General features: G+C 62.0%; 17 protein-coding genes, 1 tRNA gene and 1 pseudogene. 10 read left to right on the forward strand and 9 right to left on the reverse strand.

What is annotated here, in order from left to right:
• The first annotated feature begins 49 nt into the window (after positions 1-49).
• From ACVWWD_RS20785 to ACVWWD_RS20800, 4 genes are all read left to right on the forward strand, one after another.
• Entirely contained in the window at positions 50-580 is a 531-nt protein-coding gene (locus tag ACVWWD_RS20785; protein WP_023783979.1) for a sigma-70 family RNA polymerase sigma factor, read from the forward strand.
• The gene (locus ACVWWD_RS20790; protein ID WP_352567185.1) at positions 577-1,350 is read left to right on the forward strand and encodes an anti-sigma factor family protein; all 774 of its coding nucleotides are present in this window, start codon (positions 577-579) and stop codon (positions 1,348-1,350) included. The genes ACVWWD_RS20785 and ACVWWD_RS20790 overlap by 4 nt, the downstream gene beginning before the upstream one ends.
• Before the next feature lie 23 nt (positions 1,351-1,373).
• Positions 1,374-2,090, forward strand: a complete 717-nt coding sequence (locus ACVWWD_RS20795; RefSeq protein ID WP_352553167.1) for a Bax inhibitor-1/YccA family protein — start codon at positions 1,374-1,376, stop codon at positions 2,088-2,090.
• A gap of 187 nt (positions 2,091-2,277) precedes the next feature.
• The gene (locus ACVWWD_RS20800; RefSeq protein WP_023795148.1) at positions 2,278-3,162 is read left to right on the forward strand and encodes an aldose 1-epimerase family protein; all 885 of its coding nucleotides are present in this window, start codon (positions 2,278-2,280) and stop codon (positions 3,160-3,162) included.
• Between the two features lie 218 nt (positions 3,163-3,380).
• On the opposite strand, the gene ACVWWD_RS20805 is transcribed toward ACVWWD_RS20800, so the two are convergent.
• From ACVWWD_RS20805 to ACVWWD_RS20835, 7 genes are all read right to left on the reverse strand, one after another.
• Positions 3,381-4,202: an MBL fold metallo-hydrolase gene (locus ACVWWD_RS20805; protein ID WP_023773690.1), complete on the reverse strand. Its 822-nt coding sequence runs from the start codon at positions 4,200-4,202 to the stop codon at positions 3,381-3,383.
• Positions 4,199-4,993, reverse strand: coding sequence for a TatD family hydrolase (locus ACVWWD_RS20810; RefSeq protein ID WP_023773691.1), 795 nt, complete (start codon positions 4,991-4,993; stop codon positions 4,199-4,201). Before ACVWWD_RS20810 ends, ACVWWD_RS20805 begins: the two co-directional genes overlap by 4 nt.
• Positions 4,993-6,546, reverse strand: a complete 1,554-nt coding sequence (gene metG / locus ACVWWD_RS20815) for a methionine--tRNA ligase (protein ID WP_457103300.1) — start codon at positions 6,544-6,546, stop codon at positions 4,993-4,995. Before metG ends, ACVWWD_RS20810 begins: the two co-directional genes overlap by 1 nt.
• A 139-nt stretch (positions 6,547-6,685) precedes the next feature.
• Complete coding sequence (locus tag ACVWWD_RS20820; protein WP_457103301.1) at positions 6,686-7,741, reverse strand: DNA polymerase III subunit delta'; 1,056 nt, start codon at positions 7,739-7,741, stop codon at positions 6,686-6,688.
• Positions 7,738-8,412 (reverse strand): dTMP kinase, encoded by a 675-nt coding sequence (tmk, locus tag ACVWWD_RS20825; RefSeq protein WP_352553591.1) that lies wholly within the window; start codon positions 8,410-8,412, stop codon positions 7,738-7,740. The genes ACVWWD_RS20820 and tmk overlap by 4 nt, the downstream gene beginning before the upstream one ends.
• A gap of 80 nt (positions 8,413-8,492) precedes the next feature.
• Positions 8,493-9,656, reverse strand: a complete 1,164-nt coding sequence (locus ACVWWD_RS20830; protein ID WP_352553593.1) for a D-alanyl-D-alanine carboxypeptidase family protein — start codon at positions 9,654-9,656, stop codon at positions 8,493-8,495.
• Positions 9,657-9,750: 94 nt separating this feature from the next.
• On the reverse strand, positions 9,751-10,971 hold the full coding sequence (locus tag ACVWWD_RS20835; protein ID WP_352553595.1) for a septal ring lytic transglycosylase RlpA family protein: 1,221 nt from the start codon (positions 10,969-10,971) through the stop codon (positions 9,751-9,753).
• Between the two features lie 264 nt (positions 10,972-11,235).
• Between ACVWWD_RS20835 and ACVWWD_RS20840 the strand changes: the two genes are divergently transcribed.
• Positions 11,236-11,325, forward strand: a tRNA-Ser gene (locus ACVWWD_RS20840).
• 2,364 nt (positions 11,326-13,689) lie between these two features.
• On the opposite strand, the gene ACVWWD_RS20845 is transcribed toward ACVWWD_RS20840, so the two are convergent.
• Positions 13,690-13,923: a hypothetical protein gene (locus ACVWWD_RS20845; RefSeq protein WP_023784107.1), complete on the reverse strand. Its 234-nt coding sequence runs from the start codon at positions 13,921-13,923 to the stop codon at positions 13,690-13,692.
• 330 nt (positions 13,924-14,253) lie between these two features.
• On the opposite strand from ACVWWD_RS20845, the gene ACVWWD_RS20850 reads away from it, so the two are divergent.
• From ACVWWD_RS20850 to rimO, 5 genes and pseudogenes are all read left to right on the forward strand, one after another.
• Complete coding sequence (locus ACVWWD_RS20850; RefSeq protein ID WP_352547180.1) at positions 14,254-15,060, forward strand: alpha/beta fold hydrolase; 807 nt, start codon at positions 14,254-14,256, stop codon at positions 15,058-15,060.
• A gap of 95 nt (positions 15,061-15,155) precedes the next feature.
• Positions 15,156-15,853: pseudogene (locus ACVWWD_RS20855) on the forward strand (DUF2161 domain-containing phosphodiesterase).
• A 55-nt stretch (positions 15,854-15,908) separates the two neighbouring features.
• Entirely contained in the window at positions 15,909-16,316 is a 408-nt protein-coding gene (locus ACVWWD_RS20860) for a DUF930 domain-containing protein (RefSeq protein WP_032922542.1), read from the forward strand.
• Between the two features lie 184 nt (positions 16,317-16,500).
• Complete coding sequence (locus ACVWWD_RS20865) at positions 16,501-17,187, forward strand: TerC family protein (protein WP_023773709.1); 687 nt, start codon at positions 16,501-16,503, stop codon at positions 17,185-17,187.
• Positions 17,188-17,345: 158 nt separating this feature from the next.
• A complete protein-coding gene (rimO, locus tag ACVWWD_RS20870) occupies positions 17,346-18,659 on the forward strand; it encodes a 30S ribosomal protein S12 methylthiotransferase RimO (RefSeq protein WP_352547177.1) in 1,314 nt (437 codons plus the stop codon).
• 78 nt (positions 18,660-18,737) lie between these two features.
• Here the strand turns inward: rimO and ACVWWD_RS20875 are convergent, their stop codons facing one another.
• A complete protein-coding gene (locus tag ACVWWD_RS20875; protein WP_023795154.1) occupies positions 18,738-19,805 on the reverse strand; it encodes a BMP family ABC transporter substrate-binding protein in 1,068 nt (355 codons plus the stop codon).
• Between the last annotated feature and the right edge of the window lie 16 nt (positions 19,806-19,821).

The raw sequence follows: 19,821 nt of genomic DNA on the forward strand, positions 1-19,821 counted from the left end.
AAATCGGCACGGCCAGGATTAAAATCCCCACATGCTCCGTAAACAGGGCATGAAACGGTCGATGCCGCGCTTTGACATCATAGGACAGCTCGGGTCCCTGCGGCGCTACGCCCGTTCGCTGACGCGCGACGGCGTCGACGCCGAGGATCTCGTGCACGACGCGCTGGTGCGCGCCTATGACCGGCGCGGCACGTTCCGCTCCGGCGGAAATCTGCGCGCCTGGCTGCTGTCGATCGTCCACAACACCTTCATCGACCGCGTGCGCTCGCGCCGCTCGGAAGCGGCACGCCTCGAACAGGCCCGATATCTGGCCGACGGCAGCACCCCGGCGCCGCAGGAACACTCCGTGCGCTTGGCGCAGGTTCGCCAAGCCTTTTTCAGCCTGCCGGAAGAGCAGCGCTCGGCGCTGCACCTGGTCGCCATCGAAGGGCTCTCCTATCAGCAGGCCGCCAACGCCAGCGGCGTGCCGCTGGGCACGCTGATGTCGCGTATCGGCAGGGCGCGCGAGGCCTTGCGGCAGATGGAAGAGGGGCCCGCCCGGGGCAAAAATCATCTCAGGATCGTGGGAGGTGACTCATGACCGCTCTTGTTGACCCGGTTACGGACGCCGATCTCGACGCCTATGTCGACGACCAGCTCGACGTTAGCCGCCGCATCGCGGTCGAAGCCTTCCTGTCGGCGCGTCCGGACACGGCCGCGCGTGTGATGTCGGATCTGCGCACCCGCGACGAACTGCGCGTGGCGCTGGCCGGCTCCGAAGGCATGGCGCGGCCGGCGACGGCCGACGCGGCGCGGCGGCTGGAGAGGGGGCTTGGCCGGGGCCGCATCTTCGGTGTGCTGCAACGCGCGGCAGCGGTCGCGGCTTTCGTCGCCGCCGGCTGGCTGGCCAACGGCATCGTCGGGCCGATGTCGGTGACCGAGGTCGTCGCCTCGCCGCAGCCGCCCGCCTATGTCGATGAGGCGGTACAGGCACACAGGACAACGCTGCTGCGCGAAAACATGCCCTCGCAGACCGAGGCGCCCAATTACAATGCCGGCGAGATCCGCGCCGCCACCGCCATCGTCATGCCGGCGCTGCCGAAGGGCTGGAAGGTCCGCGACGTGCAAATCTATCCGTCGCGCTTCGGCCCGAGTGTCGAGATTGCGGTTGAAACGAAGGAGATGGGCCTGGTTTCGCTGTTCGCGATTCGGCCGGGCACTTTCGATGTGGTCAAGCCGACCGTCGCGCCCTCCGGCGACATCTCCTCGGCCTATTTCCAGATCGGCGACGTCGCTTACGCGGTTGTCGCGAAGAGCGAGGTTCATGACCTCGACCGCGCCGCCGAAACGCTCGCCAGAACGCTTTACTGACCAATCCACAAAGGAGACCTCGAATGAATACGCCCAATCTTGGATACCGCGTGGGCACAGGCGCCCGGACTGGAGCCGTCTACGACGAGGGCCTGCGCCAGCACATGCTACGCGTCTACAATTATATGGGCCTTGGCCTGGTGGTTACCGGCCTTGTCGCCTTCCTCGTGTCGTCGACGCCGGCGCTTTATGTGCCGATCTTTTCCAGCCCGCTGAAATGGGTGGTGATGCTGGCGCCGCTCGCCTTCGTGCTCCTATTTTCGTTCAAGATGCAGACCATGTCGGCGGCAAGCGCGCAGGCGATGTTTTGGGCCTTCTGTGCCGTCATGGGCCTGTCGCTGGCTTCGGTGTTCCTCGTCTTCACCGGCACCAGCATCGCGCGCACTTTCTTCATCGCCGCCACCATGTTCGGCGCCACCAGCCTCTACGGCTACACGACAAGGCGCGACCTGACGCAGTTCTCGTCCTTCCTGATCATGGGCTTGATCGGCGTGGTGATTGCCAGCATCGTCAACATCTTCCTCGGCTCGACCGCACTGCAGTTCGCCATTTCGGTGATCGGCATCGCCGTGTTCATCGGCCTGACGGCCTGGGACACGCAGACGATCAAGGAGCAATACGCGAAGAATTTCGATGCGGAGTCGCGCCAGAAGCTCGCCGTCTTCGGTGCCTTCTCACTCTATCTGAACTTCATCAACATCTTCCAGCTGCTCCTGAATTTCACCGGCGAGCGCGAATAGTCCGGACCGTGGCAGGCAGCAGCTTTGAGTCTTGGCTGGCCGGAGGGAAACCTCCGGCCAGCCTCTTTCAAAGGTCCACCATCAAGGTTCACCGCGATCGCGTGAATGCAAATGCGGTGCGCCACCTTGAGTTCACGCCCGGCCATTTGCTAGCCTGCCGTCCACGCCGGACGAACCGCGAGGACATATGGAACAGGACAGTCTGACGCTTCATGGCGATGGCATATCGGCAACCATCGTGGCCCACGGCGCAGAGTTGGTTACCCTGCGGGATGCACGAGAATTTGAGTTCCTGTGGCAGGCTGGACCGGCCTGGCGGCGCCATTCACCAGTGCTGTTTCCGATCGTCGGCCGGCTGAAGGGCGATCAACTGCACCATCGCGGCCAGGCCTATCCGATGACGCAGCACGGCTTCGCCCGCGACAAGCCTTTTATGTGGGCGCAGAGGGGACCTCGATCCTGCACGCTGGTGCTCACCGACGACGCGGAAACCCGAACGCACTACCCGTTCGCATTTCGACTGGCCGTGACCTATACGCTCGGCGAGGGGCAACTCGACATAGAATTCGAGATTACCAACTCGGGCGACGAACCGATGCCGGCGTCGATCGGGGCGCATCCGGCGTTCAACTGGCCGCTTCTGCCCGATATGGCGAAGGACGCCTATCGCCTGACGTTTGCCCAAGCAGAGCCCGCGCCGATCCGCCGGCTGAAGGATGGCCTGCTCATCGCAACGCGGCAGCCAACGCCGCTCAAAGGCAATGTGCTCGAGCTGTCCGAACGCCTGTTTGCCGACGACGCCGTGATCCTGGACCGGCCGGCCAGCAACAGCGTTCGCTATGGTGCCGATGACGGTCCGGCGATCGAGGTCTCATGGCAGGGATTTCAGGAACTGGGCATCTGGTCCAAACCCGGCGGCGCACCGTTCCTGTGCATCGAGCCCTGGCATGGCATTGCCAGTCCGCTGGATTTCGATGGAGAGTTCACCGACAAGCCCGGCCTGATGCTGATCGCGCCGGGCGCGAAGCGTTCGCTGAGTTACCGGATCAGCCTGGAGCAGGGGCCTCGGTAAGTTTTCCTGCAAGCCATGAAGCGGGCGCAAAGCCGGACCGGGCCGTATTCGCCGGGCTATCACGGCGGGATCGTTCATTGAAATCCGTCCGACTAAATAGCTGCCAAATAAAAGTCGCATAAGATAGATTATGGAACTTACTCATTGGGTGCCACGGGCACTTCACGCATGCTCGAGCGTTCAGACGACGATTTGAAACGCCAACTGAGCAGCAGCCCCTACGGGTTTGACTCGTATGGGATTTCGATCACCATGCCATCATAGGCTGGTTCGACACTGTCGGGCGTCTCGGCCATCACGGCGGTGTAATCGAGCGGCACGTGCATGTGCGTCAGCACGGCGCTCCCAGGCGAAAGCGCCTCGATCCAGTCCAGCGCCTCGCCAAGCGAAAGATGGCTTGGGTGCGTGTTGTATTGCAAAGCGTCGATGACCAGCATGTCGAGGCCTCGCAGCCGTTCTACGGTGGTCTTGGGAAAGTCGCTGACATCGGGACAGTAGGCGAGCCCACCGATGCGGAAACCCAGCGAAATGATGTCGCCATGGATCTGAGGTAGCGGCTCGAAGGTGAGGGCACCCCCCTCTCCTTTGATCACGACCGGCCTGGTATGATCGATGATGTGGGCGTCGACGATCGGCGGATAGGAACTGCCTGCCGGCGTCTGGAAGCAATAGCCGAACGCCTCGCGCAGCCGCAGCATGGTCGGCTCGTCGGCATGGATTGCGATGCGATGCCGTTGTTCCTGCACATAGCCGCGCAGGTCATCGATGCCGTGGATGTGGTCAGCATGCGGATGCGTGTAGATGACCCCGTCGATGCGCCTGACTGAAGCCATCAGCATCTGCTCGCGGAAATCCGGGCCGGTGTCGATGACGACGGTGGTGCGGCCGCCATTGGCGGCAATGCGCTCGACAAGTGCCGCCGTGCGCATGCGCCGGTTCCTGGGATTGGTGGGGTCGCAATTACCCCAGTCGCCGGTGATGCGCGGCGTGCCTGGCGACGACCCGCAGCCGAGAATTGTCAGGCGCAGCCGGTCGCTCATGTCTCGAGCGCCTGCTGGCGAGACATTTTTCCAAACAGCTGAAAGAAATTGTCGGTTGTCACCGCCGCGATCTCAGCCTCGCTGACGCCGATTGTCTCGGCCAGCACCTTGGCGGTTTGCGCGACGTAGGCCGGCTCGTTGCGCTTGCCGCGGAACGGTACCGGCGCCAGATATGGCGCGTCAGTCTCGACCAGCAGCCGGTCACGCGGCAAATCGGCGGCGATGGCGCGCAATTCGATCGAGTTCTTAAAGGTCAGGATGCCCGAGAACGACACATAGCCGCCTAACGACACGCCAACCTCGGCGAGTCGCCGTCCCGACGAAAAGCAATGCAGGATGAACGGGAAGGCGCCCTTCCCTGTCTCGTCCTCGAGAATGGCGGTCATATCGTTGTCGGCATCGCGCGAATGGATGACGAGAGGCAGCCCGGTCTCGCGGGCGGCGGCGATATGAGCGCGAAAACCCTGCGCCTGCGCATCGCGTGGTGCCTTGTCGTAGAAATAATCGAGGCCTGCTTCGCCGATCGCCACCACCTTTGGGTGAGTGGACAGGCGGACAAGGTCGGCGGTGGTGACGTCGAGCTCCTCGGCGGCATTGTGCGGGTGGGTGCCGACCGAGCAATAGACTTCGTCGAAAGTCTCCGCGATCTCAAGAACTTGCTGGAACCGCTTCACGCGCGTGGAGATCGTCACCATCCGGCTGATACCAGCCGCCTTGGCGCGGGCGACAATGGCCGCCCGCTCTTCGGCAAAGTCTGGAAAATCCAGATGACAATGGCTGTCGACGAGCATCAGGCGTTCGCGTCCGTCTGCTCGACATAGCGCGGAAACACGCCCTCAGGCGGAGGCAGCGCCGTCCCGGACACAAGCGCATGGTCGGCATGGACATGCACGAAATCGCGATTGTCCGCCGGCACCGCCAGCAGGTCGAGCAGCTTGCCGGCCGAGCCCGGAATGAAGGGCTGGCATAGAACCGCCACGCGCCTGACCACTTCGGCCGTCGCCCACAACACCGTTTCCATGCGCTCGGGATTGGTTTTCTTGAGCGCCCAGGGTTCCTGTCCGGCGAAATACCGGTCGGCTTCCGCAACCACGCCGAAGATTGCCGCCAGTGCCAGATGGATGCCCTGTTCGGCCATTGCCTTGCGCGCGGTGGCGAGAGCATCGACCGCTTGATCCAGGATCACCTTGTCGGCCTCCGCCAGGTCGCCGCGCTTCGGCACGACGCCGCCGCAATTCTTCGCGATCATCGACAGCGAGCGCTGCGCCAGATTGCCGAGACCGTTGGCCAGATCCGCATTGGTGCGGTTGACGATCGCCTCATGGCTGTAGCTGCCGTCCTGCCCGAACGGCACTTCGCGCAGGAAGAAGTAGCGCACCTGGTCGAGCCCGTAATGCTCGACCATGGCGAACGGGTCGATGACGTTGCCGACCGACTTCGACATCTTCTCGCCGCGGTTGAACAGGAAGCCGTGGCCGAAGACGCGCTTCGGCAGCGGGATGCCGGCCGACATCAGGAAGGCCGGCCAATAAACGGCGTGGAAGCGCACGATGTCCTTGCCGATGATGTGCGCATCGGCTGGCCAGAACTTCCATTTCTCATCTTTTTCATCGGGATAGCCGACACCGGTGATGTAGTTGGTCAGCGCGTCGACCCAAACATACATGACATGCTTTTCATCGCCCGGCACCGGCACGCCCCAGTCGAAAGTGGTGCGCGAGATCGACAGGTCCTTCAGTCCCGACTTGACGAAGCTCATCACCTCGTTGCGGCGCTCGGCGGGGCCGATGAAGTCGGGCTGGCCTTCATAAAGCGCGACGAGCTTGTCCTGATAGGCCGACAGGCGGAAGAAATAGCTCTCTTCCTCGACCCATTCGACCGGCGTTCCCTGCGGCCCGTAGCGGACATTGTCAGGACGGACCTCGGTCTCCTCCTCGCCGTAATAGGCTTCGTCGCGCACCGAGTACCACCCGGCATAGCCGCCCTTATAGACGTCGCCATTGGCGGCCATCGCCTTCCAGATCGCCTGCGAAGCAGCGTAATGGCGCTCCTCCGTGGTGCGGATGAAATCGTCGTTGGAGGCGTTGAGCGCGGTCGCCATGTGCTTGAACTCGGCTGAATTGCGGTCTGCCAGTTCACGCGCCGAAATGCCTTCGCGCTTGGCTGTCTGCAGCATCTTGATGCCGTGCTCGTCGGTGCCGGTAAGGAAGAAGACCTGCTTGCCGTCGAGCCGCTGGAAGCGGGCAAGAGCGTCGGTGGCGATCAGCTCGTAGGCATGGCCGATATGCGGCTTGCCGTTCGGATAGGAAATCGCGGTTGTGATGTAGAATGTGTCGCGTGACATGGATGAACCGTCATGAATGTCTGAATGGAGGCCGTGGCGGTGGATATCGCATCGGAATGGCGATTGCCATCCCGAGACCATGCATGCCGCCCAAAAGTGGCCCCGGTTTCAGGGGCAACGGCATGCACCAGAAAGGCCGTCACATTCGCATTGCAGAATTCAGGCGGTCGATCATGGTCAGGGCGTGCTGCTTTTTGTCGAGATTGTAGGTGTCCGTCTCAGATATCGCGTCCAGCGCCTCATGCCAACTATCCGACAGCGTTTTGGCCCGCTTGAGATCGCCAGCCCGCGCCGCCTGGCTTGCCGCATCCGACAGAAGGTCCAGCGCCCGGCGGTTGAAGATGTCGAACTGTACCGCCTGGTCCTTGCCCGCGACCGCTTCGGCCAGGCGATAGGCGCCGCCAATATCGCTGTTTCCGGTCGCCACCAGGCCATCCAGCGTCCGCGCGATCTCCAGCCCGCCATACTGCGTCAATAGGATCGCGTTGCGGGCGCTTCCCCCTGCCCGCTCGACCAATGCGGCCCTCGCGGCCGGATCGACCGGCGGCGGCGGCTCCGCTGTCTCCAGCACCGACATCAGTTCGTTGGCGTCAAGCGGTGTCAGCCGCACCACCTGGCAGCGCGAGCGGATCGTCGGCAGCAGACTGCCCGGTGCATGGACGATGAGAATGAACAGAGTCCGTGCCGGTGGCTCCTCAAGATTCTTCAGCAAGGCATTGGCCGCATTGGCATTCATGTCGTCGGCCGGATCGACGATCACCACCCGGTAGCTGCCGTCGTGCGAAGTCAGCGACAGGAAGCGGCTGACCTTGCGGATTTCGTCAACGGTGACGACGGTCTTGAAACTCTTTGTCTTGTCGTTCAGCGGGCGGGTCAGATGCAGTACGCCGGGATGCGCGCCGGTTGCGATCTGGCGAAACAGCGGCGAGGCCGGATCGGGAACCGCCAGGTTGCCAGGCGCCTGGTCGAAGGCCGGATGCTTCAAAAGGTGGTGGGCGAGATGGAAGGCGAGCGTCGCCTTGCCGATCCCGACCGGACCGGCGAAGATAAGCGCATGCGGCAGCTTTCCCGCACGATAGGCGGCGGCAAGCATGGTGATCGCCTGTCCGTGTCCGACCAGACGCGGTGTTTCGGAGGGCTCCGGCACACCGTCCAGCGTATCATGCTGTTCCGGCGCGATGCGTTCGAAGATCATACGGGTGCGACCTGCCTGTTGCGCTCGGACGCCCTTGCCTCCAGTGCCGCGAACACGGTTGCCGTGACGACATCTTCCACCGTGTCCGGATCGGCGGACGCATCGACGACGATGCAGCGTTCCGGCTCTGCCGCGGCGATCGCCAGGAACGCTTCGCGGCGAGCCTGGTGGATGGCCAGCGTCTCCTTTTCGAAGCGGTCGGCGGCGGCATCGCTGCCACGCCGCAATGTCGCGCGCTTCAAACCCTCGGCCGGGTCGATATCGAAGATCAGCGTCATGTCGGGCATCATGCCGTTGATCGAGACCTGTTCCAGCATGGCCATGAATGCCGGATCGATCCCACCCGTAACGCCCTGATAGACACGCGAGGAATCCAGGAAGCGGTCACAAAGCACAATGGAGCCGCGTTCGACCGCCGGACGGATGACCTGCTCGACGTGGTCGGAACGCGCGGCTGCGAAGAGCAGCGCTTCCATCTTGGGCCCGAACGGTTCGGCGGCACCTGAAAGCAGCACATGCCGGACCGCTTCGGCGCCCGGTGAGCCGCCCGGCTCACGTGTCCGTACGACATCATACTTCTTGGCGCGCATCTTGGTAGCCAACCGCTCGATCTGTGTCGACTTGCCTGCGCCTTCGCCGCCTTCGAAGGTGATGAAAAATCCGCGCGCCAACCGAGGGCCTTTGTTCGTGTTCGAGTGGATTGTTGCGCTCTAGATAGTCCGCGTTCGGGAAAACGTCCATGCCGTCGGTGCTATCGAAGCCAGCCGATCGACAGTTCCTTGACGGCATCGAGGGCGCGTTGCGGCAAACTGCCGACGCTGATCGACTCGGCGGCGAACAACGGTGTTTCCTGGCTCAGCGTGTCGCCGATCCAGACGCGCAGTGCGCCCACCGGCTGCCCCTCCTCCACCGGTGCCGCGACCGGGCCGGTGTAGATGATCCTGGCCGTCAGCTTGTCGCGGTTGGTGATCGGCAGGAAGATGTCGATCGGACCTTTTGCCTTAAGCGTCACGCCGGATTTCATGCCGCCAAAAACCTGGGCCTCTCCGACCACCTCGTCCTTGGCGAAGATTTCGGTCTTCTCGAACGAGCGAACGCCCCAATCGAGCAGTTTGCGTGCCTCTTCTGCGCGCTCCTTGTCATTTGCCAGCCCGCTCATCGCCGCGATCACCCGCGTGCCGTTGTGGCTGACCGAAGCGACGATGCCGAAACCGGATGTCTCGCTCGCGCCGACAGCAAGGCCGTCGGCGCCGATGTCCATCGCCAGCAACGGGTTGCGGTTCCTCTGCGAGATCTTGTTCCAGGTGAAATCCTTCAAGCCGTAATACCGGTAGAAATCGGGGTATTCGCGCCATAAATGAAGGGCGAGCTGCGCCAATTCCCGCACGTTTGTCTGCTGGCCGTCTGCCGGCAGGCCGGTCGAGTTGACGAAAGTCGAGGTCTTGAGGCCGATCTGGCGCGCGCGTTCGGTCATCTCTCCGGCAAAGTTGTCCTCGGATCCGGCCATGCCTTCGGCGATGACGATACAGCCGTCATTGGCGGCTTGCACGGTCACCCCCTGGATCAGGTCCTCGAGCCGGATCGCCGATTTGAGCTTGGCGAACATCGTCGAGGTCCCCGACGGTGCGCCACCTTTGCGCCAGGCATTTTCGCTGACCACGAACGTATCGTCGAGTTTGAGGCGGCCGGATTTGAGGGCGTTGAAAACCACTTCCATAGTCATCAGCTTGGCCATCGAAGCCGGCGGAATGGGTTTGTCGGCATCTTTCGAAAACAGCACCGTTCCGGTATCGGCATCGATCATGAAGGCCTGCGCGGCCTTGGTCTCGAAGAGCTGCGCTTGGGCCGGCGAAAGCGTAAGCAGGAGGCTGAGGAGAAAAAAAACGGCGAAAGGGTGTAGCAAGCGAAACTGCATGAAAATCGACCCGTTGGCCGGCCCCTCCGGCGTGCCGAAACTATCGAGCTTTTTCGGTGAGGGATCAACTGCCGGGCGCAAAACCGCCGCTGGATCAGTCGCGCACGACCAGCGCGTCGGGCGCGCCATGAGACCACGCCGCCTTCAGCAACTCGTCCAGGCCGCCATGGCCGTCCGGATAGAGGTTGACCGCATACCAGTCATTGCCGTCGAGATCGGAGCGCTGGATTTCTATTCTGCCGAAGGGCTTTAGCGCCGAGGCCACATGTGTGGCTTCGGTGACGTCGTCGAAAGTGCCGGCGGCGACATAGTCGGCGCTGGACGGCGCCGCTTGGCGGCCGGTCTTTTTCCACGACCGCAGGATGTCCGCGGGCGACATGCCGCTGTTGTCCAGAGCGGCAAAGACATCCGCGCGACGGACGCGTTCATCCGCATAGGACAGCGACGCCATGGCGAACGGCGACTGCGGCGGCAGGCTGATCTGCGGCCGTTCCGGCACGATCGGTCCAAAATCGGGCAGCGCCAGATCGCCGAAGGCCGGCTGCGCGGCAATCCGTCCCTGTACCGGAGCCGCGGCATCGGTCAGCTGACCTGGAAACGGCACGGCGGCCGCGCCGGCTGGAAGGCTCGGCGAAGACCCGTTCATGGCCACCATGACGCCGGTCGGCAGGCCATCCGATGGATCAGGTATGCGGTTGCCTGGATGGTAAGAGGCCATCAGGTACTGGTCGTCATTGCCGTCGAGCGGCGCGCGGCCGACATATTCGACCTTCACCTTCGCGGTGCCGACCTTGTCGTAGTCGAGCATCTGCGCGGCTCGCTCCGAGACGTCGATGATGCGGCCCTCATGGTAAGGGCCGCGGTCATTGACGCGCACGATGACCGAACTGCCGGTTTCGAGGTTGGTGACGCGGGCATAACTGGGCAGCGGCATGGTCGGATGCGCCGCCGTCAGATGCGCCATGTCGTAGACTTCGCCATTGGCGGTCAGCCGGCCATGGAAGGCGTCGCCATACCATGAGGCCAGACCCACCTTCGCGTACTTCTTGTCTTCCTTGGGATAATACCACTTGCCGCGCACCTGATAGGGCTTGCCAAGCTGGTCGCGACCGCCGCCGCGGCGCATGAAGGCAACGCGCGGACTGGCCTTCACTCCGTATTCGGTCTCCGCGAAATATTCCTTGGAGCGGGTCTTCTTGTAGACCATCCCCTTCGGCTCGGGCTGCGACGCGCAAGCGGCGAGCAATGCAGCCGACGCCGCGAGCAACGCACCCGTGGCAACGCGACGAAGACGCGGATGCGTCACAGCCTGCATTCTTGATCGCCCCCTAAGTCTCGATGAAGACGTCGCATCCACCATCCGAGGAGCCAAAGCACTCACTCGACAATGTCAACGACGCTTCGAACCCCAATCCTTTTTGCGCAGGAATTGTTTATCACGGTATTAACCGATTGTGGCCGGAACCGGGCAAGATTGTGACGCTGTTTGCCCTGCCCCTAGGTTCAGGGGGCGACCTGCTCACCCAAGCCGGTTGACAGGCCTTTGTCGGGCACACTAGAGCAGTGGCCAGCAGTCGCTGGAGGGATGGCCGAGCGGTTTAAGGCACCGGTCTTGAAAACCGGCGTGGGCGCAAGTTCACCGTGGGTTCGAATCCCACTCCCTCCGCCAGAACGTCTATGAATCAGATAGGGACCCACCGCTATCCCGCTGCGGTGGTACCAAAAGACGTTCACCAATCATCTGCCGGGGCCATGGTCGAGTTCGAGACGGGCATCTGGGCCGATTTGAGGGATGCCGATAAGGGGTGACCGCAAGTGCCGTAAAGCGCCTCGCGGTCACCATCCACGTTGACTTTGAGCGTGGTGGGCACAGGGAACCGGTAGCTATCCACCGCGTTCTCTCGGCATGCTCAAGAAAATCGCCTTTGCCGCCGTGCTTGTTCAAGTTGCAGCCTTGTCAGCCCTGCTAACGCAAACATTCCTCCTTGCATCCACGCCCACCCAAGCGGCCAGTGTGCGAGGCGAGCCCGTGGTGGCCGTTACGGCATCGGAATGCGCCAAGGCGACATGGCCTGATATTCCCGTTCAGTGCCTTGAGAGGGTTGAGGCGAGAGCGCAATAAAACGGGAGAAATCCAAGCCGGCGGGCCGCTGCCGAAACACGGAATCGTTCCATTGCGTCCAAGGCGGTCATTGCTAAACGTCGCAAGTTATAGGTTACTGCTGACGCCCGGCCGGCGAAACTGTCACGATTAACGAATCGTTGACCGCGCTGTCCTATTCTGAGACAGCGCGGTCAAATCCCAACCGGACTGCGCAGGCGGCTCCGGCAACCCAGCCCCCGCCGCACTGTCGGAGCCGCCACCATACGATGAATAAATACCAGCAATGGTTGAATCAACCGTTACTGCAGTTGTTGCAACTAGAACGAACGACATCCACCGTTCCGCACCATTCCACCTTTTGCGCCTGGTTCAAAAAACCGTAGGACCTCATAAGGGCCAAAAAAGCCCGCTGGGCGGAGCCAGCCCGCTCAGCGTGACAAACAGAAGACTGATAGCGAATCCGTTTCGATTTATGCTCTGAGCATGGAATGCGCCTTCGATGGCATCGCCAGCGCCAGACAGCCCGGCAAACGGCAATGGCGCTATAGCAGCGAGTTCTGCTAAATCTCTCTCGCAAGCGTGAGCCGTGCTACAGCCGGCTAACCACTCTACAGAAGAGCCGAGCAGTCTATCTGATCGCGCATCGAGGCTAGATCGTCGCGAACGAGCCATTCCGAGTAAGCCCTCAATCGCCTGAGGCCAGCAGTCTTGGCGTCTCGCTCGGTTCGCTCCGTTTCCAGCGTTGCGGACGCTGCGATCCACGCGATGCATTTAGGCTTTGGATGGTGTCGAAATGATCCGACAATTTGATCCTTCACCGGCCATTCCCCTCGTGCGACCTGTCAAGCTTTTCACATGTGGCAGGGTACGTCGTCCGTCATTGTGATGATGTGGCACGGCCAACTGCGATGCTATGGCAATCGCTTGGTCCGTCTGAACTATCGCCGTGCCGACCGCATTTTTTCCCGGCTGTTTCCGATGGCGGCAGCTCCAGGCCGCGTGGCATGCAAAAAAGCCTTCAGCCGGGGCAGGAGGCAATTCAAAAGGGGGGAACCGACAGCAGGGTAAGCCGACCAGTCCCGCACCTTCATGACAGGCACATTTTCCAACCCACCCAGCAAAAGGCCCGCCAGGTGGGAACCGGCGGGCAAGTTCTGGAGTGCTGGGATCAACCAGCATAGGTCAACGATGGGCGGCGAAGTTGGTTGCGGGGACGACCCCAACCGTAGACGGCTATTTCGACTCCACGCCCGGCTCAGGCTGAATGTCGATCGTGTCGCCATCTCCATGCACGGCGTCACGGTCCCAGTCATTGGTCTTGTCAGGTGTTTCGGCAACCGCTTTTCGGGTGTCCCTTCCTCGGTCCTTGCGGGGTTCTGGACCTGGCACTTCGCGTGATGACTTCGGCTCCACATGCGCCTCCTGTTCTCGAACCAAAACAAAGTCGGGCGGCTCGGGTTCCAACAAAGCAAAGCCCGCCCCCTCCGGGAGGAGCGCGGCGGGCCATTCGGCTAGGAGTTGAGGGACATCTCCACGCTACCAAAACAACAGATCGGCAGCGGATTGGTTCCCTGACGACGGGACCGTGAGATAGCGTGTTAGCCCAACAGCCGCCGCGACCGCTCCGCCCCGGCTGCAAACGATGTGGCGTTTGCTATTTGGCTTTTAGCCGGAGACATATCAGCCAGATTTTTTCGCTCGGTTTTTGAAGCCGCTTTTCGTTGCGCGCGTTCGTCTGGTGGCCCCGACACTTGATGCAGCCCGGCCGTCTCCGCCGTTTGAATGATGCCGTTTCTGGAAGCTGGCGTATTAACGGTCAAGCTGGCGGGTAATCATCCCAACCCAACACCGCTGGTCAGGCCCGGCGGCGTCCCACCCCTCCTCGCCGGGCCGCCCGCATGTTGCACAAAGCGAAGGTCGCCACCTTGCTCAGTCGGACTGCTGTGTGCGCTCCGCGATGGCAAACGCCTGCAGGTTCCTGGCCTTGCCGATGTCCCGGTCGGCGTTTGCGATGATCGAAAAGAAGGCTGCTCTCGCAATATCCTTCTTGGAGGCCTTGGGGTGCGCTTTCCGGGCAGCTTTGACAAGCTGCTTGGGAGACATGTCGGGCGTGACGATCCTCATGAGGGTATCGCCGATCGCACTCATTTCGCTTGCATCCATGATGGGCGTCCCTGTGCTGACCGCAATGCCACGATAGCAAGGACAACTCGCGACCGACAATATGGTTCTGAAAATGAAAAACCCCGCCGGGGTTTGTCCTGGGAGGACCCGCGTTGAGCTGCGTTCGACAAGCGCGCGCAGACCAAGTAGCGCCAGATCGCGACTAGGATGTGACCCCCGGCGAGTGCGTTTGTCACATGGCAAGCCATGAGCACGGCAATGCAAACGCCCCTGTCGTGTCGCTTGATGGCAGCAGAAATTCCCTCGCGGGTTGGTATTGGCGGGTGCCGACGGTAAATCTAGGCGTGCGCGTTTGGAGGCTGTTAGGCAATGGATTATCGCGACGACGACCTGGCGAAATTCGAAGCGAATGGCGCCGCTCCTTTGCCGGCTGCGGCGGATGAAGGCCAGGTCGAGCACGAGGGTGCAAGGATCTGGTACGCGACGTTTGGGACGGGTTATCCCGTGATCCTGTTGCATGGTGGCCTTGGCCATAGCGGCAATTGGGGATTTCAAGTCCCTGCTTTGGTCAACCACGGTTATCAGGTCGTCACCATCGACAGTCGCGGCCATGGGCGCAGCACCCGCGACGAACGGCCATACAAATACGAACTGATGGCTTCGGATGTCCTGGCGGTAATGGAACGCCTGCAATTGAACAAGGCTATCGCGGTGGGCTGGAGCGATGGCGCCTGCGTTGCCCTGATCCTTGGCATGAAGGCCGCCGATCGGATCGCGGGCGTGTTCTTCTTCGGCTGCAATATGGATCCCAGCGGCACGAAGGATTTTGAGGCCACTCCGCTCATCGAGCGGTGTTTCGGCCGGCACAAAAAAGACTATGCCGAGCTGTCGGCCACGCCAGGTGAATTCGACGCGTTTGTCGAAGCTGTGGGCCTGATGATGAAGAGCGAACCCAACTATGGCGCCGCCCAGTTGCGAGAGGTTCGCGCGCCCGTTGCGGTTGTCCAAAGCGAGCACGACGAATTCATCAAGGACGAGCACGCGATCTACCTGGCCCGCAGCATACCGGCATCGGAATTGATCGTGCTGCCTGGCGTCAGTCACTTCGCGCCCTTGCAGCGTCCCGACCAGTTCAATCGTGCGCTGTTGGCCTTCCTGGCAAAAATTCATTGTTGAGCCCTGCCGCATCGCTTCCGAAATCGGCTCTGGGCAGGCACGCGCCACCATTCGCCTGCGAGGCTTTTCATCTCGAATCGGCTAGACCTTGCGCTATGAACGAGACCTCACTCTACGCGCCGGTGAAGCGTTTCCTCGAAAACCTCGACTTCGTCGTGAAAGGGGAAATCGGTGGTTGCGACATCGTCGCTTTGCGCGAGGGAGAGCCGCCGATCGTCGTCATCTGCGAGCTGAAGCTGCAGTTCAATCTCGAACTGGTTCTGCAAGGCGTCGACCGTGCGGCTGCTTGCGATGAAGTTTGGCTGGCGGCGCGCATGTCGGCGCGGGGCAAGGGACGCGAAAGCGATGCCAGGTTTCGCAATCTCTGTCGCCGGCTTGGCTTCGGCCTGCTCGGCGTGACCGCCAATGATAGGGTCGAAGTGCTTGTCACTCCGGTCGCCCCGGCGCCGCGCAAAAATGCGCGACGGCGTTCTCGCCTTGTCGACGAGCACCAGCGCCGCCGCGGCGATCCTGTCGCTGGCGGCGGATCGCGCACTCCGATCATGACCGCCTACCGGCAGAGCGCCCTCACCTGCGCCGCGGCGTTGGCGGACGGACCCAAGCGCCCGCGCGATCTGAAGGCGTTGACGCCGCTCGCGCCGAAAATTCTGCAGCACAATGTCTATGGCTGGTTCGCGCGCGTCGATCGCGGCGTCTACGACCTCACCGACGCCGGCCGCGCCTCGTTGATGCGTTGGCCGCAGGTCGAGCAGATGAAGGCCGACACGAGATTTTGATTGCGCCGGACCTCTGAATACCGGGTTTGCCGAGCATGAACCGCCGCTATTGGTTGATTCTTCAGACAAAACATGTTGCTTGTCCCGCCCATGAAGACACTCTGCATGATGGCCATTGCGTCCCTGACGCTGGCTTTTCCGGCCAGTGCGATGGACAACGCCTTGCGCGCCGGGCTGATGAAACTTGACCCGCAAACTCGCCTCGAACAGCGTTGCGATGCCGAAATCCTGGACCGGATCACCCACGATGATCGCAAGTTCAAGGCCGACCGCGTCGTCGCTTACGCCTTCGCGACGCCGGAGATGAGCGCCGACGCAATTCGGAGCTCCGGTGCGGCGTTCCGCAGCAAGGGGCAGTGGTACCGGCTGAAGTTCAAATGCCAGACGGGGCCGGATCATATGGAAGTTCTCCAGCTCCGCTATCGGATCGGGGACGAGATTCCGGAAGCCGACTGGCCGAAATACAATCTCTACGATTAGGTTCTCGCGAGCTTGCGACCGTCTCTGGTTTGCGCGCCGGCGCTGTTGAGAACCTCCTGTAAGTCCACCGCCACGAAAATGGTTTCCAGCGTTGCCCGTTGCCGCGACTTGACGCCAGCGGACCATGCCTTTAGGCCCGTTCGGACGATCGACGACGAACACTCGACGAAGGGCTTCCATGTCGATGGAAATATTTACCGCCGCGGGCTTTTCGGCTCTCCTTCAGGTCATCGCCATCGACCTTGCGCTCGCGGGCGACAATGCCATCGTTATCGGCCTTGCCGCGGCCGGCCTGCCGGCCAGCCAGCGTCAGCGAGCCATTCTTGTCGGCATCGCGGCGGCTACCGTTCTTCGCATTTTCTTCGCCCTGATCACGCAATGGCTGCTGACCATTGGTCCCATGCTGCTTATCGGCGGCGGCCTGCTTTTGCTGTGGGTTTGCTGGAAGATGTGGCGCGAATTGCGTGTCAGCCACGACGATGAGCGCGACGCCACCGAAGCGCTGTCGAACGGCGACTTCGACAAGGATGGCGTCATTGGCGGCAAGGGACCGAGCAAAACCTTCTCGCAGGCCGCCTGGCAGATCGTCATTGCCGACGTCTCGATGTCGCTCGACAATGTTCTGGCCGTCGCGGGAGCGGCTATGAACCATCCGACGGTGCTGATTGTCGGACTGGCGCTGTCGATCGCGTTGATGGGTTTTGCCGCGTCGTTCGTCGCGCGCTTGCTGCACAAATACCGCTGGATTGCCTATATCGGCCTGGTCATCATCCTCTATGTCGCGGTCAAGATGCTGCTGGACGGGGCCGTGCAGCAATTCCCCGATCATTTCGCCTTCCTGTCACCCTGGTTCGGGTCAAGCGGGCACTGACACACATGCCGGGCCGCGGGGCTCCGTTTGCCTGATTGAGCAAGCCGTGCTATTGCGCCGCCCGAATTGAGCTCCTGCCAGGAGCCATGCAAACCGTCATATGTTGAGACTGCGGGCCGGATCGGTGTTTCCGGTTCGCGTCCATTGGAAAATTGCCCATGTCCGCCCCGCGCGTCAGCTTCGTCAGTCTCGGATGTCCCAAAGCCCTTGTCGATTCCGAGCGCATCATCACGCGTCTGCGGGCCGAGGGCTACGAGATCGCCCGCAAGCACGACGGCGCCGATCTCGTTGTCGTCAACACCTGTGGCTTTCTCGACTCCGCCCGCGACGAGTCGCTCAACGCCATCGGCTCGGCATTGTCGGAAAACGGCAGGGTCATCGTCACCGGCTGTCTCGGCGCAGAGCCGGACGTGATCCGCGAGAGGCACCCCAACGTGCTGGCGATCACCGGCCCGCAGGCCTATGAGAGCGTGATGGCCGCCGTGCATGAGGCAGCCCCTCCCTCACACGATCCCTACATCGACCTGCTGCCGCCGCAAGGCGTCAAGTTGACGCCACGCCATTACGCCTATTTGAAGATTTCGGAAGGCTGCAACAACCGTTGCACCTTCTGTATCATTCCGGCACTCCGCGGCGATCTCGTCTCGCGGCCGGCCGCCGATGTGCTGCGCGAAGCCGAGAAACTGGCCAATGCCGGCGTCAAGGAACTGCTCGTCATCTCGCAGGATACCAGCGCCTACGGCATCGACATCAAGTACCAGACGTCCATGTTCGGCGACCGCGAAGTGCGGGCGAAATTCCTCGACCTCTCGGAGGAATTGGGCAAGCTCGGCATCTGGGTGCGCATGCATTATGTCTATCCCTATCCGCATGTCGCCGACGTCATCCCGCTGATGGCCGAAGGAAAAATCCTTCCTTACCTGGACATCCCCTTCCAGCATGCCTCGCCACAGGTGCTGAAGAACATGCGCCGGCCCGCCCATGGCGAAAAGACGCTCGAGCGCATTCGCGGCTGGCGCGACGTGTGCCCGGATCTCGCCATCCGCTCGACTTTCATCGTGGGCTTCCCCGGCGAAACGGATGACGACTTCGAGATGCTCCTCGATTGGCTGGATGAAGCGAAAATCGATCGCGCCGGTTGCTTCAAATACGAGCCGGTCAGAGGCGCCCGCTCCAACGAGCTCGGGCTCGAGCAGGTGCCGCAGGAGATCAAGGAAGCGCGCTGGCATCGCTTCATGCAGCGCCAGCAGAAGATCTCGGCAGCGCAGCTGGCCAGGAAGGTCGGCAAGCGTCTGCCGGTGCTGATCGACGAAGCGCACGGCACATCGGCAAAGGGTCGCACCAAATATGATGCGCCCGAGATCGATGGCTCGGTCCATATCCAGTCGCGCCGCCCGATGCGCGCCGGCGACATCGTCACCGTCAAGATCGAGCGTGCGGACGCTTACGACCTCTACGGCTCGGCTGTCTGAGCCTTCAGTCGAGTTGTCCATCCAAATGAAAAAGGGCGCCTCGCGGCGCCCTCTCCCAATCGAGACGTGGCGTGCTGTCTATTGCGGCAGCTTGTCGTCGACGCCCTTGACGTAGAAATTCATGCCGAGCAGCGTCCCGTCGTCGGCGACTTCGCCGTCCTTCAGCCATGCCGAGCCGTCCTGCTTGGCGATCGGCCCGGTGAAGGGGTTCCAGCCTCCGGCGATCTTCTTTTCGGTCGCTTCGGCCATCGCCTTCACGTCGTCTGGCATGTTGGTGTACGGCGCGAGCTTAACCGCGCCGTCCTTGATGCCGAGCCAGACATTGTCCGGCTTCCAGCTGCCGTCGATGGCTGCCTGCACACGGCTGATATAGTAGGGCCCCCATTCGTCGGTCAGCGAGGTCAGCTGCGCGTTGGGCGCGAACTTGATCATATCGGACGACTGGCCGAAGCCGTGCAGCTTGCGCTCCTCGGCCACCTGCAGGGCAGCGGTCGAGTCGGTGTGCTGGACGATGATGTCGGCGCCCTGGTCGAACAGCGCCTTGGCGGCGTCGGCTTCCTTGCCCGGATCGAACCACGAATTGACCCAGACGATCTTGGCCTTGAAGTTCGGATTGATCGACTGCGCGCCGAGCATGAAGGAGTTGATCCCCATCACCACTTCCGGGATCGGGAAGGAGACGATGTAGCCGGCGACGCCGGACTTCGATTCCTTGGCGGCGATCTGGCCGAGCACATAGCGGCCTTCATAGAAGCGGGCATTGTAGATGCCGAGATTGTCCCCGGTCTTATAGCCGGTGGCGTGCTCGAACATCACCTTGGGAAACTTCTTGGCGACCTTCACTTCGGCGTCCATGAAGCCGAACGAGGTGCCGAAGATGATCTTGCAGCCTTCGCGCGCCAGGCGCTCGAAAGCGCGGTCGGCATCGGGGCCTTCGGAGACGTTTTCCAGGTAAGCAGTCTCGACCTTGTCGCCAAGCGCCTTCTCGACCTGGAGGCGGCCCTGGTCGTGCTGGTAGGAATAGCCGAAATCGCCGATCGGGCCGGTGTAGACCCAGCAGGCCTTCAACTTGTCGGCGGCCTCCGCGGACGCGGCTAGCGACAAAGCCGCTGTCGTCGTCATCAGGGCAATAAGCAGTTTTTTCATTGTGTTACCTCTCTGA

The organism is Mesorhizobium sp. URHB0026, from assembly GCF_054059755.1.

Excerpts from the sequence above, each read along its gene's own strand:
- ACVWWD_RS20785 (WP_023783979.1), top strand. The coding sequence starts at position 50 with ATGAAACGGTCGATGCCGCGCTTTGACATCATAGGACAGCTCGGGTCC.
- ACVWWD_RS20790 (WP_352567185.1), top strand. The coding sequence starts at position 577 with ATGACCGCTCTTGTTGACCCGGTTACGGACGCCGATCTCGACGCCTAT.
- ACVWWD_RS20795 (WP_352553167.1), top strand. The coding sequence starts at position 1,374 with ATGAATACGCCCAATCTTGGATACCGCGTGGGCACAGGCGCCCGGACT.
- ACVWWD_RS20800 (WP_023795148.1), top strand. The coding sequence starts at position 2,278 with ATGGAACAGGACAGTCTGACGCTTCATGGCGATGGCATATCGGCAACC.
- ACVWWD_RS20805 (WP_023773690.1), bottom strand. The coding sequence starts at position 4,202 with ATGAGCGACCGGCTGCGCCTGACAATTCTCGGCTGCGGGTCGTCGCCA.
- ACVWWD_RS20810 (WP_023773691.1), bottom strand. The coding sequence starts at position 4,993 with ATGCTCGTCGACAGCCATTGTCATCTGGATTTTCCAGACTTTGCCGAA.
- metG (WP_457103300.1), bottom strand. The coding sequence starts at position 6,546 with ATGTCACGCGACACATTCTACATCACAACCGCGATTTCCTATCCGAAC.
- ACVWWD_RS20820 (WP_457103301.1), bottom strand. The coding sequence starts at position 7,741 with ATGATCTTCGAACGCATCGCGCCGGAACAGCATGATACGCTGGACGGT.
- ACVWWD_RS20830 (WP_352553593.1), bottom strand. The coding sequence starts at position 9,656 with ATGCAGTTTCGCTTGCTACACCCTTTCGCCGTTTTTTTTCTCCTCAGC.
- ACVWWD_RS20835 (WP_352553595.1), bottom strand. The coding sequence starts at position 10,971 with ATGCAGGCTGTGACGCATCCGCGTCTTCGTCGCGTTGCCACGGGTGCG.
- ACVWWD_RS20845 (WP_023784107.1), bottom strand. The coding sequence starts at position 13,923 with ATGGATGCAAGCGAAATGAGTGCGATCGGCGATACCCTCATGAGGATC.
- ACVWWD_RS20850 (WP_352547180.1), top strand. The coding sequence starts at position 14,254 with ATGGATTATCGCGACGACGACCTGGCGAAATTCGAAGCGAATGGCGCC.
- ACVWWD_RS20860 (WP_032922542.1), top strand. The coding sequence starts at position 15,909 with ATGTTGCTTGTCCCGCCCATGAAGACACTCTGCATGATGGCCATTGCG.
- ACVWWD_RS20865 (WP_023773709.1), top strand. The coding sequence starts at position 16,501 with ATGGAAATATTTACCGCCGCGGGCTTTTCGGCTCTCCTTCAGGTCATC.
- rimO (WP_352547177.1), top strand. The coding sequence starts at position 17,346 with ATGTCCGCCCCGCGCGTCAGCTTCGTCAGTCTCGGATGTCCCAAAGCC.
- ACVWWD_RS20875 (WP_023795154.1), bottom strand. The coding sequence starts at position 19,805 with ATGAAAAAACTGCTTATTGCCCTGATGACGACGACAGCGGCTTTGTCG.